This window comes from Ruegeria sp. BHSC223 (assembly GCF_059613025.1).
Genome location: NZ_JBXWRR010000001.1, coordinates 191,736 through 206,749 on the forward strand (window position 1 = coordinate 191,736; position 15,014 = coordinate 206,749).

Annotated in this window: 13 protein-coding genes; 8 read left to right on the forward strand and 5 right to left on the reverse strand. The window is 64.3% G+C overall.

Features of this window, described 5'->3' with window-relative positions; all coding sequences use genetic code 11:
* Window positions 1–41: 41 nt before the first annotated feature.
* Window positions 42–842 (reverse strand): DUF4198 domain-containing protein, encoded by an 801-nt coding sequence (locus tag AC2FNY_RS00955; RefSeq protein WP_496801355.1) that lies wholly within the window; start codon window positions 840–842, stop codon window positions 42–44.
* Here AC2FNY_RS00955 and AC2FNY_RS00960 point away from each other — a divergent pair.
* Complete coding sequence (locus tag AC2FNY_RS00960; protein WP_234166492.1) at window positions 841–1,980, forward strand: HupE/UreJ family protein; 1,140 nt, start codon at window positions 841–843, stop codon at window positions 1,978–1,980. The two genes, AC2FNY_RS00955 and AC2FNY_RS00960, sit on opposite strands and share 2 nt — an antisense overlap.
* A 9-nt stretch (window positions 1,981–1,989) precedes the next feature.
* On the opposite strand, the gene AC2FNY_RS00965 is transcribed toward AC2FNY_RS00960, so the two are convergent.
* Window positions 1,990–2,610, reverse strand: coding sequence for a thiamine phosphate synthase (locus AC2FNY_RS00965; protein WP_496801356.1), 621 nt, complete (start codon window positions 2,608–2,610; stop codon window positions 1,990–1,992).
* A 235-nt stretch (window positions 2,611–2,845) separates the two neighbouring features.
* Between AC2FNY_RS00965 and AC2FNY_RS00970 the strand changes: the two genes are divergently transcribed.
* The 3 genes from AC2FNY_RS00970 (at window position 2,846) to AC2FNY_RS00980 (ending at window position 6,278) form a co-directional block, all read left to right on the forward strand.
* Window positions 2,846–3,592: an RNA methyltransferase gene (locus AC2FNY_RS00970; protein WP_496801357.1), complete on the forward strand. Its 747-nt coding sequence runs from the start codon at window positions 2,846–2,848 to the stop codon at window positions 3,590–3,592.
* Window positions 3,593–3,659: 67 nt separating this feature from the next.
* Window positions 3,660–4,802: a heme A synthase gene (ctaA, locus tag AC2FNY_RS00975; protein ID WP_496801358.1), complete on the forward strand. Its 1,143-nt coding sequence runs from the start codon at window positions 3,660–3,662 to the stop codon at window positions 4,800–4,802.
* A gap of 6 nt (window positions 4,803–4,808) precedes the next feature.
* Complete coding sequence (locus AC2FNY_RS00980; protein WP_496801359.1) at window positions 4,809–6,278, forward strand: carboxypeptidase M32; 1,470 nt, start codon at window positions 4,809–4,811, stop codon at window positions 6,276–6,278.
* 93 nt (window positions 6,279–6,371) lie between these two features.
* On the opposite strand, the gene AC2FNY_RS00985 is transcribed toward AC2FNY_RS00980, so the two are convergent.
* Complete coding sequence (locus AC2FNY_RS00985; RefSeq protein WP_496801360.1) at window positions 6,372–6,722, reverse strand: DUF6614 family protein; 351 nt, start codon at window positions 6,720–6,722, stop codon at window positions 6,372–6,374.
* Between the two features lie 119 nt (window positions 6,723–6,841).
* On the reverse strand, window positions 6,842–9,580 hold the full coding sequence (gene gyrA, locus AC2FNY_RS00990; RefSeq protein ID WP_234162607.1) for a DNA gyrase subunit A: 2,739 nt from the start codon (window positions 9,578–9,580) through the stop codon (window positions 6,842–6,844).
* A 191-nt stretch (window positions 9,581–9,771) separates the two neighbouring features.
* Here gyrA and AC2FNY_RS00995 point away from each other — a divergent pair, with 191 nt between their 5' ends.
* Window positions 9,772–10,041 (forward strand): usg protein, encoded by a 270-nt coding sequence (locus AC2FNY_RS00995; protein ID WP_234136840.1) that lies wholly within the window; start codon window positions 9,772–9,774, stop codon window positions 10,039–10,041.
* Between the two features lie 20 nt (window positions 10,042–10,061).
* Here the strand turns inward: AC2FNY_RS00995 and AC2FNY_RS01000 are convergent, their stop codons facing one another.
* Window positions 10,062–11,015, reverse strand: coding sequence for a radical SAM protein (locus AC2FNY_RS01000; RefSeq protein ID WP_496801361.1), 954 nt, complete (start codon window positions 11,013–11,015; stop codon window positions 10,062–10,064).
* A 158-nt stretch (window positions 11,016–11,173) separates the two neighbouring features.
* On the opposite strand from AC2FNY_RS01000, the gene zwf reads away from it, so the two are divergent.
* The 3 genes from zwf to pgi are packed head-to-tail and all read left to right on the forward strand — an operon-like array spanning window position 11,174 to window position 14,928.
* Entirely contained in the window at window positions 11,174–12,631 is a 1,458-nt protein-coding gene (gene zwf / locus AC2FNY_RS01005) for a glucose-6-phosphate dehydrogenase (RefSeq protein ID WP_496801362.1), read from the forward strand.
* Complete coding sequence (gene pgl, locus AC2FNY_RS01010; protein WP_234136837.1) at window positions 12,628–13,299, forward strand: 6-phosphogluconolactonase; 672 nt, start codon at window positions 12,628–12,630, stop codon at window positions 13,297–13,299. The genes zwf and pgl overlap by 4 nt, the downstream gene beginning before the upstream one ends.
* 9 nt (window positions 13,300–13,308) lie before the next feature.
* Window positions 13,309–14,928: a glucose-6-phosphate isomerase gene (gene pgi, locus AC2FNY_RS01015; protein WP_496801363.1), complete on the forward strand. Its 1,620-nt coding sequence runs from the start codon at window positions 13,309–13,311 to the stop codon at window positions 14,926–14,928.
* Window positions 14,929–15,014: the final 86 nt, after the last annotated feature.

Genomic DNA, 15,014 nt, shown 5'->3' on the forward strand with positions numbered 1-15,014 from the left:
GCATGCAAAGCGACCAGAGTGGTGCAAGCTTGGAGACAGTTTCAGCGCACGGGCACCGCAAAGCTGAGCCCGGCCCAGAGCGATTGCCAGACAGCGCGTTCCCCCTCGGGCGCAGGGCGCAGGACCACCGCATCGAGCAGATAATCATATCCCGGCAAGACGGGCAAGGTGGCGTGCCCCGTCGCATCGGTGCGGGCGAGATGCACGGTGACAGCGCCATCGGGCGCGCGCGCGAATATCTCGACCTGCGCATCCGGTCGCGGCTGACCCTGATACAGCAGCAGCACCCGCATGCCGCCCGACAGATCGTCGGTGTAAGGGTTGGTGAGCGCGACGAATTCGGTCTCCATCCCGGTTTCGTCATCTTGGCCCTCTGCCGCGCCGACCCCGATCAGTGCCTTGACGTGGCGGGTATAGGTCTCGAAGAAATCCTGCCGGGGAAGCCCGCGCGCGGCGTGCCAGGCCTCGATATCGGGAATGTCCTTGTGGGCGGCGAAATCCGCGAATTTCTGCCATTCCTTGTATTTCACGCTGCTGGGGCTGGTTTCATGCACCAGCACCCACAGTCCGGGCGTGTCGGCCACCAGCCGGATCGCCGGAACATCGCCCATTCGCCCTGAATAGGGTCTGATTTCGCCTGCGACACGGATCTCGGATCGCGGTGCGCGGTCGGGAAAAAACACTTGCGCGGCACCCTCGAACCGCTCTCCCACGCGCAGATCGGCCACCAGTTCGGCACCGGTTTCCACTTGAAATTCATGGGGTTCGATCCAAAACTCATGAGCAAGCCCTGGCGAGGCAGAAAACATGAGGCAAAGGAGCGGGACAAGGATGCGGAACATGGGCGGAGCCTTTTTGGCGGTGCTGTTCAAGCTGGCGTTTGTGGCGCTGCTGTCAAGCCCGCTGACAGGGGTGGCCAGCGCCCATGAGGTCACGCCCACGGTTGCCGATCTGCGGGTCGAAAACGAAACCGTCATCCTTGATCTGCGTCTGAACGTCGAAGCCTTTGTGGCCGGGATCGACCTGGATGGGCTGGGCGATACCGACGATTCTGATGGGTCGGACAGTTATGACCAGCTGCGTGCCATGGGCGCGGCCGAGTTGGAGCCGAAGGTGCGGGATTTCGCCGTCGCCTGGAAGGAACAGCTGAGTCTCAACGCCGGTGGCGTGCCGTTGGAACTGTCCTATGAAGGTGCGCGCATTCCGGTCGTCGGCAATCCCGACCTGCCACGTGTCTCGCACCTGCTGCTCACCGCATATCTGCCCGCTGGCGCGGCCAGCCTGACACTGACCTGGCCCAGTGGAGCGGGCGCGCTGGTGTTGCGCCAACAAGGGGTCGACGATCCCTATACCGGCTACCTTCAGGGCGGTGAAAGCAGCCCGCCCATCCCGCTGGCAGGCGGCGCGGCGCTGGGGCCGCTCGAGACCTTTCAGGCCTACATTCCGGTGGGCTTCACCCATATCCTGCCCAAGGGGCTGGATCATATCCTGTTCGTCTTGGGCCTGTTTTTCCTGTCGCCGCGACTACGGCCGCTGCTGTGGCAGATCAGCGCCTTTACGCTGGCCCATACGCTGACGCTGGCGCTGGGGGCGACGGGGACGGTCCGGGTCGATCCGGCGATTGTCGAGCCGCTGATCGCCGCCTCGATCACATTTGTCGCGCTGGAAAACATCCTGGTGCGCCGCCTGCATGCCTGGCGTCCGGTGATGGTCTTTGGCTTCGGTCTGCTGCACGGGCTGGGTTTTGCCGGCGTGCTGGAGGAATTCGGCCTGCCCGCCGGTCAGTTCCTGCCGGCACTCTTGGGCTTCAACATCGGGGTCGAGCTGGGCCAGCTGGCGGTGATCGCCGCCGCGTTCCTGAGCGTCGGCCTGTGGTTTCGCAACCGGCGCTGGTACCGGGGCCGCATCGCGATCCCGGCCTCGATGCTGATCGCGATGATCGGCGCCTATTGGGTGGTGGAACGGACGCTGCTGGCCTAAGCCCGCATGTCAGCCCATCGCCGCCGTCAGTGTCTTGAGCGCGGCGAGCGGATCCTCAGCGCCCCAGATCTCGTCGCCGATACCGAAGAAATCGGTCTGCGCGGCCAGACTGCGCACCATCTCGGGCGTCAGCCCGCCCTCGGCCACCACCGGAACCTCGATCACCGCTGACCACCATTCAAAGAGTTCGGGGTCGACCACACTGCCGTCATCGAGCCCATGCGCGCCCACCGGGCCAAAGGCCACATAATCGGCCCCGGCCTCGCCCGCGTTCATCCCGTCATGCCGCGAGGTGCCGCAGAAACTGCCGACGATGGCATCGGCCCCCAGTTCCTTGCGGGCGCTGCGGACCGAGCGGGCGGCATCGGACAGATGCACCCCATCCAGCCCCAGCCGCTGGGCCAGCAGCACGTGATCGGCAATCACCAGCGCGATATCACGCGCATGGGCAACCTCGCGGCAGGCATCCGCTGCGCGCGACAGCAGATCCTCGTCCCGGCTGGCCAGGGCCAGTCGGATGCAGGCGATCTCGGCCCCGTCGAGCACCCGCGCCAACTGGTTGGGAAAGAGGTCGAGGTCGATGCTGGGCGGGGTGATCAGGTAAAGCTGCGGCTGTTCGGGGGTTTCCATGGCGGGACCTCTGGTCTGGAGTTGCTGCCGTTTAGCCGATCGGACGGCGAATGGGAATATGGCGAAGGGGCTTCTGGTCAAGGGCTGGTTTCCGGGGGCTCCGCCCCCGGGGCGAACAAAATTCGTCGAATTTTGTTCTGTCCCCCGGAGTATTTGGTGCGGAATGAAGGGCAGGGGCGGTCTTGTCCATCAGGCCTCCGGGCGCTAGAGCGGGCACAACATTCGGAGGTGAGACATGCCCAGCGACAAGGCGCAGCCCGCAATCGTGCTTGTGCGGCCGCAGATGGGAGAGAATATCGGCGCCGCCGCGCGGGCGATGTGGAATTTCGGCCTGGACCGGATGCGCATCGTGGCCCCGCGCGATGGCTGGCCCAACAGCCGGGCGGCGGCCATGTCCTCGGGCGCGGGACGGCTTTTGGACGAGGCGCAGCTCCATGACGATCTGCCGGGTGCGTTGGCGGATTGCACCTATGTCTTTGCCACCACCGCGCGCCCGCGCGAGATGACCAAGCCGGTCTACAGCCCCGAACGCGCCATGCAGCTGGCCGCCGAGAAACTGGCGGCGGGCGAGAAGGTGGCGGTGCTGTTCGGGCCGGAGCGGGCCGGGCTGGAAAACGATGATATTTCGCGCGCCAATGCGATCATCACCGTGCCGGTGAACCCCGATTATGCCTCGTTGAACCTTGGTCAATGTGTATTGCTTGTGGCCTATGAGTGGATGCGTCAGACCGGGGATGTGGTGCATGAGGCCGACGCGCCCGGTCCCAAGGGCGACTGGGCCACGGGGCTCGAGATCGAGAAGCTGGCCGAGCATTACGAGCAGCGGCTGGACGAGGCGGGCTTCTTCTTTCCGCCGGAAAAGGCCGAGGGCATGCAGCAGAACCTGCGCAACCTGTGGAGCCGGATGCGGCTGACCCGCGCGGATGTGCAGATGCTGCACGGGATCATGCGGCAGATGGTCCGCTGGAAGGAACGCGGCTGAGCCGGGTGCTGGACCTTGGCGCGCCCGAGGCCTAGCTTGCAGTCAAAGCGACAGGAATGAGGATGGCATGAGCGGCAAGCGCGGCATCTTTGAAGAGGTCTCGGACGGAACGCGGGCGGCGGCGGCACAGCCCGGCATGATCGACCGGGGACGGGGCGGCGCGCGCGGCGCGATCCGGGCCTGGCTGGCGGTGCTCTTTGCGCTGGTGGTGGCGATGATCGTGGTGGGCGGGCTGACCCGGCTGACCGACAGCGGTCTCTCGATCACCGAATGGCGCCCGGTCACGGGGGCGGTCCCGCCGCTCAGCGAGGCCGACTGGCAGGCGGAATTCGACAAGTACAAGCAGATCGACCAGTGGCGCTTGCAGAACCAGTGGATGGAGCTTGCGGATTTCAAGTCGATCTATTGGTGGGAATGGGGCCACCGCCAGCTGGGCCGAGTGATCGGGCTGGTCTGGGCGCTGGGGTTCTTCGGGCTCCTGATCGCGCGGAAGATACCCGCTGGCTGGACCGGACGGCTGATCCTGCCCGGTCTGCTGGGCGGGGTGCAGGGTGCGGTCGGCTGGTGGATGGTCGCCTCGGGCGTGACCCAGGGCGAGGGTATGACCTCGGTCGCGTCCTACCGGCTGGCCACGCATCTGGGCCTGGCCTTTGTCATTCTGGGCCTATTGACCTGGTACATCCTGCAACTGGGGCGCAGCGAGCGCGACCTGATGCAGGCCCGCCGCGCCAAGGAGGCGCGGCTGTTCGGTCTGGCGACGGGCTGGCTGCATCTGGCATTCCTGCAAATTCTGATCGGCGCGCTGGTGGCGGGCCTTGATGCCGGGCGCAACTATGTCGACTGGCCGCTGATGGCGGGGCAGGTGATCCCGCCCGACCCGCTGGAGCTGAGCCCGGTCTGGCGCAACTTCTTTGAAAACCCCGGACTGGTGCAGTTCATCCACCGTATCGTCGGCTATCTGCTGCTGGCCTATGGGGTGATGGCCTGGCTGCGCGGGCGCCGCAGCGCGCATGCGCATACCCGATTTGCCTTCAACGCAGGCTTTGCGGCGTTGAGCCTACAGGTGGTGCTGGGCATCGTCACCGTCCTATATGCCGCGCCCTGGCAAATCGCCATCCTGCACCAGTTGCTGGCGGTTGGGGTGTTTGTGCTGATCCTGCGGGCGCGGTTCCTCTGCGCCTATCCGATTGCAACCTCTATCCGGGGATAAGACATCATGAGTGCTTTCGAACAGTTGATGACGCATGCCCGCGAAACGGCGGCGCTGGACCAGATCGCCGGGCGGCTGGGCTGGGATCAGGAAACCATGATGCCGCGCGGCGCGGCGCCGCAACGGGCCGAGGAAAGCGCCGCCATCGCCGGTGTGCTGCATGCCCGTCGCACCGACCCGCAGGTGGGCGACTGGCTGGCGGCGGCCGCGGCGCCGGACGAGGCCGGTGCCGCGCAGCTGCGCGAGATCCGGCGCAGCTTCGATCGGACCGCGCGCGTGCCCGCCGATCTGGCCCGTGCGCTGGCCCGCACCACGGCACGGGCGCAAGGCATCTGGGCCGAGGCGCGGGCGACCGAGGACGTGGCGGCGTTTCTGCCCGTGCTGAAGGAGGTCGTTGCGCTGCGCCGCGAAGAGGGGCAGGCGCTGGCCCAGGGCGGCGATCTCTATGACGCGCTGCTGGAGGAATACGAGCCCGCCACCAGTGCGGCCCAGATCGCCGAGACCTTTGACACCATGCGCCCGCGCCTGGTGGCGCTGCGTTCTGCGGTGCTGGACCGCCCGATGCCACAACGGCTGGAAGGGCAGTTCGACGAAAACGCCCAGATGAAGCTCAGCCGGCAATTGGCGCGCAGCTTTGGCTATGACATGGCGCATGGCCGGGTCGACAAGGCGGTGCATCCGTTCAGCTCCGGTTCCGGTCTCGATGTGCGGATCACCACGCGGACCAATCCGGCCGATCCGTTCAACTGTTTCTACTCGACCATTCACGAGGTGGGCCACGCGGCCTATGAACAGAATATCGACCGCGCCTATCTGCTGACCCCGCTGGGACGCGGCGTGTCGATGGGCGTGCATGAAAGCCAGAGCCGGATTTACGAGAACCAGCTGGGCCGCAGCCGCGCCTATACCGGTTGGCTGTTTGGCCAGATGCGCGAGGCGTTTGGCGATTTCGGGATTGCGGATCAGGACGCGTTCTATGCCGCCGTCAACACGGTGCATCGCGGCTATATCCGCACCGAGGCGGACGAGGTACAGTATAACCTGCATATCATGTTGCGCTTCGATCTTGAGCGGGCGCTGATGGCGGGAGATCTGACGGTCGACGATCTGGAGGCCGCCTGGAACGACCGCTTTGCCGCCGATTTCGGCTATCAGGTGGACAAGCCCTCGAACGGGTGTTTGCAGGATGTGCACTGGTCGGTTGGCCTGTTCGGCTATTTTCCGACCTATGCGTTGGGCAATGTCTATGCCGGCTGTCTCTATCAGGCGCTGCGTCAGGCGGTTCCGGGGCTGGAGACGGACCTGGCACAGGGCGAGACGACGGCTGCGACCGGCTGGCTGGCAGATCGGGTGCAGCGTCATGGCGGGCTTTATGCACCGCGCGAGGTGATCGCGCGGGCCAGCGGTATGGAGCCGGGGCCCGAGCCTCTGCTCGACTATCTCGAGGCCAAATTCAGCGCGCTTTACGGGCTTTGAGTCCGTGTTTGGACGGCGCCGTTTTCCGTCGCGGAAAACGGCCCGGAAAACGAATGTTTTCCGAGCCGGAAATCTACGATTTCCGGTCTGCGCTCAAAGCAGCGCCATGCGCTCGGCTCGCTCGGGGTCCGGGAAGGGGCGGTAGAGGCCAAAGTCGGACCGCGCGATCAACGCGCTGACCGCGCCATAGAGGCGCTCGACCTCTTCATCATGCTCGCCCAGCACCCGAAAGGCACGATCGAGCTGGCTAATGTCGTCAAACTCGATCTCGAGCAGGAAATCGCGGCAGCTGTCGGCGGCCAGGTTCAGCTTGCGCCGCAACAGCCGCCAGTCGCGCACCACACCGCGTGCCTTGAGATACTGCATCCAATGGTCAAGTGCCGCGGCAAAGGCCAGTGCCTTGGCCTCGTGTTTGAGGTCGATTGCGCAATGGTAGAGGTTCATGGCCGGAACGTCCTATGTGACCGTTCGGGCCAGATTGCCGCATAAGCAATTGCCAACAGGTTAAAAGGCAAAAGAAAAGGCGCGGTTTCCCGCGCCCTTTTCCATCTCGCCCGGCGTGGTTATTCCGCGCCGTCCTCTTCTTCGTCGTCGCGCTCGGCGATCCAGGCGACGCTGACGACCTCTTCACCCTTGCCGGTGTTGAAGACCCGGACACCACCGGCACCGCGCGAGCGGAAAGAGATGCCTTTGACCGGACAGCGGATCGACTGGCCCTTGGAGGTGGCCAACATGATCTGGTCCTCAAGCTCGACCGGGAAGGTGGCGACAATGGCGCCGCCCCGCATCGCGCCGACCCCCTGGCCACCGCGCCCGCTGACGCGATAATCATGGGCCGAGGTCAGATTGCCGATGCCCGCGCGGTTGATGGTCACCAGCAGATCGTTGGCGGCCAGCATTTCTTGATAGCGTTCCTCGGACAGGGTGCCTTCGGCGACTTCGCCCTCGGCGTCATCGCTGGCGTCGTCTTCGGTCACATCATTGCCCAGTTCACCCCGGAACCGTTTGATGAAGGCATTGCGCTCCCACGGTTCGGCGCTGAAGTGGCGGATGACGGACATGGAAACGACCTCATCGCCTTCATTCACCAGCTTGATGCCGCGCACACCGGTGGATTCACGCGAGTTGAAAACGCGTACATCGGTGGACCGGAAGCGGATCGCCCGACCCGAGTTGGTCACCAGCAACACGTCATCGTCTTCGGAGCAGATGCGCGCATTGACCAGGCGAATGGACCCGTCTTCGGGCAATTTCATCGCGATCTTGCCATTGCGGCGCACATTGGTGAAATCCGACAGCCGGTTTCGGCGCACGTCTCCGCCAGTGGTTGCAAACACGATTTGCAGGTTTTCCCATTCCTCGTCCGGCACATCGACCGGCATGATCGCGGCGATTGAAACCCCGGTCGGGATCGGCAGGATGTTGACGATGGCCTTACCCTTGCCGGTGCGCCCCGACTGCGGCAGGCGCCAGGTCTTGAGCTTGTAGACCATGCCATCGGTGGTAAAGAACAAGAGCTGCGTATGCGTGTTGGCCACGAAGAGGGTGGTGACCACGTCCTCTTCCTTGGTCTGCATGCCGCTCAGACCCTTGCCACCGCGTTTCTGGGCACGGAAATCGGCCAGCGGGGTACGCTTGATATAGCCGCCCGAGGTCACGGTCACCACCATGTCCTCGCGCTCGATCAGGTCCTCGTCGTCCATATCGCCGGCCCAGTCGACGATCTCGGTGCGGCGGGGCACCGCGAATTGCTCGCGCACTTCGCGCAGCTCGTCGGCGATGATCCCCATGATCCGTTCGCGCGACCCCAGAATCTCAAGGTATTCCTTGATCTTGCCGGCAAGAACCTCAAGCTCGTCGGTGACTTCCTTGACCCCCAGTTGGGTCAGGCGCTGCAAGCGCAGGTCAAGGATGGCGCGGGCCTGCACCTCTGTCAGGTTATAGGTGCCGTCCTCGTTCATCTTGGACAGCGGATCGTCGATCAATCGCAGGTATCCGGCGATCTCGGCGGCGGGCCAGCGCCGCGTCATCAGTTTCTCGCGCGCGTCCGCGGCATCGGCAGACGAACGGATGGTGGCGACCACCTCGTCGACATTCGACACCGCAACCGCCAGGCCGCACAGGATATGGCTGCGTTCGCGCGCCTTGCGCAGCTCATAGGCGGTACGGCGGGCGACCACTTCCTCGCGGAAGTCGATGAAACAGGTGAGAAAGCGGCGCAGGGTCAGCTGCTCGGGCCGGCCGCCATTCAGCGCCAGCATGTTGCAGCCAAACGAGGTCTGCATCGGTGAAAAGCGATAGAGCTGGTTCAGAACCACCTCGGGCGTGGCGTCGCGCTTGAGTTCCACCACCACGCGCACGCCGTTGCGGTCGCTTTCGTCCTGCACATGGGCGACGCCTTCGATACGCTTTTCGCGCACCGCCTCGGCGATCTTTTCGATCATCGCGGCCTTGTTCACCTGATAGGGGATCTCGTCCACGATGATCGCATAACGGTCCTTGCGCAACTCTTCGACGCGGGTCTTGGCGCGGATGATGACGCTGCCGCGCCCCTCCAGATAGGCCTTGCGCGCACCCGAGCGGCCCAGCATCACACCGCCGGTGGGGAAATCGGGGCCGGGCACATAGTCGATCAGCTGCTCGCTGGTCAGGTCCGGGTCGTCGATCAGCGCCAGGGTGGCATCCACCACCTCGCCCAGGTTATGGGGCGGAATGTTGGTGGCCATGCCCACGGCGATGCCGCCGGCGCCATTGACCAGCATGTTGGGGAAGCGCGCCGGCAGCACCGTGGGTTCACGGTCCTTGCCGTCATAGTTGTCCTGGAAATCGACGGTTTCCTTGTCGATATCGCTCAGCAGAAAGGCGGCGGGCTTGTCCATCCGCACTTCGGTATAACGCATGGCGGCGGGGTTATCGCCGTCCATCGAGCCAAAGTTGCCCTGACCGTCCAGAAGCGGCAGCGACATCGAGAAATCCTGCGCCATCCGCACCAGCGCGTCATAGATCGCGCTGTCGCCATGGGGGTGATATTTACCCATGACATCACCCACCGGACGCGCCGATTTGCGATAGGGTTTGTCGTGGCTGTTGCCGGTCTCGTGCATGGCGTAGAGGATGCGCCGATGCACCGGTTTCAGCCCGTCGCGCAGGTCGGGGATGGCACGACTGACGATGACCGACATCGCGTAGTCGAGATACGAGGTGCGCATCTCGGATTCGATGGAAACGGTCGGCCCCACATAGGCGCTGCGCGCAATGGGGGTTTCGTCTTCGTTTTCAGGGGTTTCTGGCGTATCGCTCACGTAAACTGCCCGTTTCTTGTGCAGGTTCTATATATTGTGGGCGCATCTTAACAGACCCCGTACATGAGGTGCAATGCATAGAGCGAAATTAGGCTGGCAGCCACGGCGCTACAGTGCCAACATGCTGTTATTATGGATTTTTTATTAGAATCAGGCATCCTGATTGAACCGGGGGGCAACTGGAGGTTCAAATGGCTGCAACAGAAACCGAGCTGATGCTGAAGGGGTATGGGCTGACCACGGCAGAATTCTTCTATCACATGCCGGACCATATCCATGTGCTGAATACCTTTGTCTGGCAGGATTATGACCTTGCACCGGACCATCCCAGGCTGTTCGGCTTCATCGAATTCTGGCAGCGCGAGATCGACGGCCCGCTGCATTCGGTGCGGTTTACCCACCGCAAGATGATCTCGCCGGGTGAATGGCGCAATGTCGTGGGCGAGTTCCGGCTGCACTGAGCCGTGCCACCTCGGCGGCCTCAGACCGAGCAGCTGGCCCCGCCCAGCACGCAGAACTTGGCGCAATGGGGGTGGTTCAGCTGAACCGGGCGTTCCGCCTCGGCCAGCGTCTGGCCCAGTTCGAATTCGGGCGCATAGGGCAACAGGGTGCAGGCCAGCACCACGGGATGCGCCGCGCCCTTGCGTTTCACCACCATGCGCGAACTGGCGCACATGAGCGCGTCGGGGGATTTACCCAGAATGCCCCAGCACGCGGTGGTGATCTCGGGCACCTCGACCCGTTCGTCCATCTCAGGGAACAGCACGGTCTGGCCGGGATCTGTCGCGTCGATCGCAAACCCGTGTTCGGTATAAAACGCGGCATAACCCGCGCGCGCCTCGGCCTCGCTTTCACCCCAGACTGTGCGTCCGGCCACGGTCATTCGCGCGCCGCAATCGCGTAGCCAGGCCATCCCAGCAAGTGTCCGGGCAAAACTGCCGGTACCGCGTTCGGCGTCATGACAGGCGGCGCTGTGATGATCGACCGAAATGCGCAGGGTCAGCCTGTCACCGAATTCGCGCACCAGCGCCGCCAGCCCCTGCCGCATCGCCTTGCGCATCATCGGGCGCATGGCATTGGTCAGAATCAGCACCTCAAACCCACGCACCAGCGCCGCCCGCGCCATGCCGATGATCTGAGGATTCATGAAAGGTTCGCCACCAGTGAAGCCGATCTCGCGCACCGGCCAGCCGCGCGCCGCGATCTGATCCAGATACCCGCTGACTTCATCCTCGGTGATATAGACCAACGCGTCGTTTTTCGGGCTCGACAGGATATAGCAATTGGCACATTCGATATTGCACAGGGTGCCGGTGTTGAACCACAGCGTCTCAGGACGGGTCAGGGCCACGCTGGCCCGTTGCTGCCCGTCTGCTGTCACGAAACTGTCCTGAAACTTGCCGATATTGGCGGTCTGTTGCGCGTGATCCTTCATCTATCCTGCCTGTGCCTGCTTATGGGCTTGATCTAGCAGTAATCACACGGGAAAAGGAAGCGGGATCAGATGGTTTGACGGGCTTGTGATGCCGGGAGAGCTTGGAAATGTTTGCGCTAACAGTGGACAGAACCCCGGCAAGGCGATAAGGAGCAGCCATGGTATCGCGCGTCATTCCGGTGGAACCCTTCGATCTGGTCGTCTTTGGCGGTACCGGCGATCTGGCACGTCGCAAGATCCTGCCCGCGTTGTTCCGTCGCTCGGTCGCGGGCCAGATGCCCGATGGCAACCGCATCATCGGTGTCGCACGTCAGGACATGGGTGCCGAGGCGTATCGTGCCCTGATCGCTCAAGGCCTGCGCGAGCTGTGGCCCGAGGCGGTGCAGTCTCCCGATGCGCTCAACCGTTTCCTGTCGCGGCTCGATTACATGGCGCTGGATGCCACCCGGCCCGAGGGCTGGGACGGACTGGCCGCGGCGTTGGGGAGCGGCGTTCGCGCCTTTTACTTCTCGGTTGGACCGGGTCTATTCGGCGCGCTGGCCGAACGGCTGCATCAGCACGGGCTGGTCAGCCAGGATACCCGCATCGTGGTCGAGAAACCCTTTGGCCACGATCTGGCCAGCGCGCAGGCGTTGAACGCCACGTTGGCCGCGCATTTTCATGAACGCCAGATCTATAGGATCGACCATTACCTGGGCAAGGAGACGGTACAGAACCTAATGGCGGTCCGCTTTGGCAACATGCTGTTCGAACCGCTCTGGAACAGCCAGTATGTCGACCATATCCAGATCACCGTGGCCGAAACCGTGGGGGTCGGCGGCCGGGCCGATTACTATGACCGGGCCGGCGCGATGCGCGACATGATGCAGAATCATCTGATGCAGCTCTTGTGCCTGATCGCGATGGAGCCTCCGGCCAAGTTCGACCCCGACGCGGTGCGCGATGAAAAGCTCAAGGTGATCCGGGCACTGGACCCGGTCAAGCCGCATCATATCGTGCGCGGCCAATACGCGGTGCCGGTGGGCGGTGCCGGACAGGGCTATCGCGACGAGGTGGGCGATGCCCGCTCGATCACCGAAAGCTATATCGCGCTGCGCGCCCATATCAGCAACTGGCGATGGGCTGGCACGCCCTTTTACCTGCGCACGGGCAAGCGGCTGGTGGCGCGGTCCTCTGTCATCAACGTGATGTTCAAGGACGCGCCGCATTCGATTTTCGGCGAAGAGGCCGGGCGGCATGCCAACGTGTTGTCGATCCGGCTGCAACCCAACGAGGGCATCACGCTCAAGGTGACGATCAAGGAGCCGGGACCGGGCGGCATGCGCCTGGTCGAGGTGCCGCTGGACATGAGTTTCGCCAAGGCGCTGGGGCCCGAGAACCAGAACCCGCCCGATGCCTATGAACGGCTGATCATGGATGTGATCCGGGGCAACCAGACCCTGTTCATGCGCGGCGACGAGGTCGAGGCGGCCTGGGCCTGGACCGACCCGATCATCGCGGGCTGGCAGGCCCGTGGCGATGTGCCCAAACCCTATGATTGCGGCAGCACCGGCCCCGGCGACGCCGAGCTGCTTATGAGACGCGACGGTCGCCGCTGGCAGGGGATAAACCCATGAATATCCAAGACTATCCCGACCGAGAAATGCTCGCCATCGACCTCGCCAACCACCTGGCCGGAGAGTTGGAGGCGACACTGCTGACCCATGACCGCGCCACGCTGGCAGTGGCGGGCGGCACCACGCCCGGCCCGGTCTTCGACGTGCTCTGTGCCGCCGATCTTGACTGGCACCGGGTCATGGTGCTGCCGACCGACGAACGCTGCGTGCCGCAGGACCATCCGCGCGCCAATGCCCGGCTGATCACAGAGCAGTTGCTGGTCAACCGCGCCGCCAGCGCCAGCTATCTGCCGCTTTACCTGCCCGGCGCCGAACCCGAGGATTGTCTGGCCGAGGTTGAGACGCTGCTGACCCCGGCGCTGCCCCTGTCGGTGCTGGTGCTGGGCATGGGCGAGGACATGCACACCGCCTCGCTTTTCCCCGGCATGCCGGGGCTTGAGGCGGCGCTGGACGGGGACGCGCCGGTGCTGGCTGTCGCCCGGCCTGAAACCCAGCCCGAGGCCCGGATCACGCTGACCGCCCCGGTGCTGAACGGGGCGCTGTCAAAGCACCTGATCATCTATGGTGCCGCCAAACGCAAGGCGCTGGAACGGGCGATGTCCTTGCCCCCCGAAGAGGCGCCGGTGGCGGCGGTTCTGGACGGTATCACGGTCCATTGGGCGGAATAGGTTTCTTCCATGTTTCAAGATTTGCACGCGCTTCACACTGACCGGTCGGGCCGCCGCATCCTCGACCTTTTCGCCGCCGACCCTGGGAGGGCCGAACGGTTCTGCGCCGATCTGGGTGAGATGCGGCTGGATTACTCCAAGACCCTGATCGACGCGGATATCCGGGCCGCGCTGATCGCGCTCTGCGAGCAGGCCGGGTTGGCCGCGCGCCGCGAGGCGATGTTTTCGGGCGACGCGATCAACGAGACCGAGGGCCGCGCGGTGCTGCACACGGCGCTGCGCAATCTGGATGGCGGGCCGATTCTGGTCGAGGGCCGCGACGTGATGCCCGAGGTGCGCGCGACCCTTGCCCGGATGCGGGTCTTTGCCGATGCGGTGCGGACCGGCAGGCTGAGCGGGGCAGGCGGGGCCTTTACCGATGTGGTCAATATCGGCATCGGTGGCTCCGATCTGGGTCCGGCCATGGCCACGCTGGCGCTTGCGCCCTATCACGACGGGCCACGCTGCCATTTCGTGTCGAACGTGGATGGGGCCCATATCGCGGATACCCTGCGGGGGCTAGATCCGACGCGTACTCTGGTGATCGTCGCCTCCAAGACCTTCACCACCATCGAGACGATGACCAATGCCCGTACCGCCCGCGACTGGATGCAGCGCGGCGGCGGCGACCCGGCGCGGCAATTCGCGGCGCTCTCCAGCGCGACGGACAAGACCGCCGATTTCGGCATCCCGGACGCACATGTGTTTGGCTTCGCCGATTGGGTCGGCGGGCGATATTCCATGTGGGGTCCGATCGGGCTGAGCCTGATGATTGCCATCGGCCCCGACGATTTCGACGCCTTCCTGCGCGGCGGGCAGGCGATGGACGATCATTTCCGCAGCGCGCCCTGGGCCGAGAACATGCCCGTGATGCTGGCCCTGACCGGTATCTGGCATCATCAGGTCTGCGGCTATCCCAGCCGTGCGGTGCTGCCCTATGATCAGCGGCTTGCACGTCTGCCGGCCTATTTCCAGCAACTCGAAATGGAATCGAACGGCAAATCGGTTGCGATGGACGGCACCGCACTGGATCAGGCCGCCAGTCCCATCGTCTGGGGTGAGCCGGGCACCAATGGCCAGCATGCGTTCTATCAGCTGATCCATCAGGGCAAGCAGATCGTTCCCTGCGAATTCATGGTGGCCGCCCGCGGACACGAGCCGGAGCTGGACCACCACCACCGCCTCCTGCTGGCCAATTGCCTGGCCCAGTCCGAAGCGCTGATGCGGGGCCGGTCCCTGTCCGAGGCGCGCGCCATCGTCGCGGGCCGGGGTCATGACGATGCCGAGCTGGACCGACAGGCCCGTCATCGGGTGTTCGAGGGCAACCGCCCTTCGACCACGCTGATCTATCCGCAACTGACGCCCGACATGCTGGGACGGATCGTGGCGCTCTACGAACACCGGGTGTTTGTCGAAGGCGTGATCCTTGGCATCAACTCGTTCGATCAATGGGGTGTCGAGCTGGGCAAGGAACTGGCGACCTCTCTGGGCCCTATTGTCGAGGGCACGCAACCCGCCACCGGCAAGGATGGGTCGACCGCCGCGCTGGTGGCCTATGCGCTGCGTCATCGTGACCACGGGCTGACGTAGGGTTCCGGTCCGTCACAGGGACACAAAGTTATTGTCACGCGGCCCGCTGATTGGCAGGGTCCGGCATTGGGCGGGGCCGCGTCGAC

Bases quoted from the DNA above. Each gene is read 5' to 3' on its own strand.
- AC2FNY_RS00960 (WP_234166492.1), top strand. From the start codon at position 841: ATGGGCGGAGCCTTTTTGGCGGTGCTGTTCAAGCTGGCGTTTGTGGCG.
- AC2FNY_RS00955 (WP_496801355.1), bottom strand. From the start codon at position 842: ATGTTCCGCATCCTTGTCCCGCTCCTTTGCCTCATGTTTTCTGCCTCG.
- AC2FNY_RS00965 (WP_496801356.1), bottom strand. From the start codon at position 2,610: ATGGAAACCCCCGAACAGCCGCAGCTTTACCTGATCACCCCGCCCAGC.
- AC2FNY_RS00970 (WP_496801357.1), top strand. From the start codon at position 2,846: ATGCCCAGCGACAAGGCGCAGCCCGCAATCGTGCTTGTGCGGCCGCAG.
- ctaA (WP_496801358.1), top strand. From the start codon at position 3,660: ATGAGCGGCAAGCGCGGCATCTTTGAAGAGGTCTCGGACGGAACGCGG.
- AC2FNY_RS00980 (WP_496801359.1), top strand. From the start codon at position 4,809: ATGAGTGCTTTCGAACAGTTGATGACGCATGCCCGCGAAACGGCGGCG.
- AC2FNY_RS00985 (WP_496801360.1), bottom strand. From the start codon at position 6,722: ATGAACCTCTACCATTGCGCAATCGACCTCAAACACGAGGCCAAGGCA.
- AC2FNY_RS00995 (WP_234136840.1), top strand. From the start codon at position 9,772: ATGGCTGCAACAGAAACCGAGCTGATGCTGAAGGGGTATGGGCTGACC.
- AC2FNY_RS01000 (WP_496801361.1), bottom strand. From the start codon at position 11,015: ATGAAGGATCACGCGCAACAGACCGCCAATATCGGCAAGTTTCAGGAC.
- zwf (WP_496801362.1), top strand. From the start codon at position 11,174: ATGGTATCGCGCGTCATTCCGGTGGAACCCTTCGATCTGGTCGTCTTT.
- pgl (WP_234136837.1), top strand. From the start codon at position 12,628: ATGAATATCCAAGACTATCCCGACCGAGAAATGCTCGCCATCGACCTC.
- pgi (WP_496801363.1), top strand. From the start codon at position 13,309: ATGTTTCAAGATTTGCACGCGCTTCACACTGACCGGTCGGGCCGCCGC.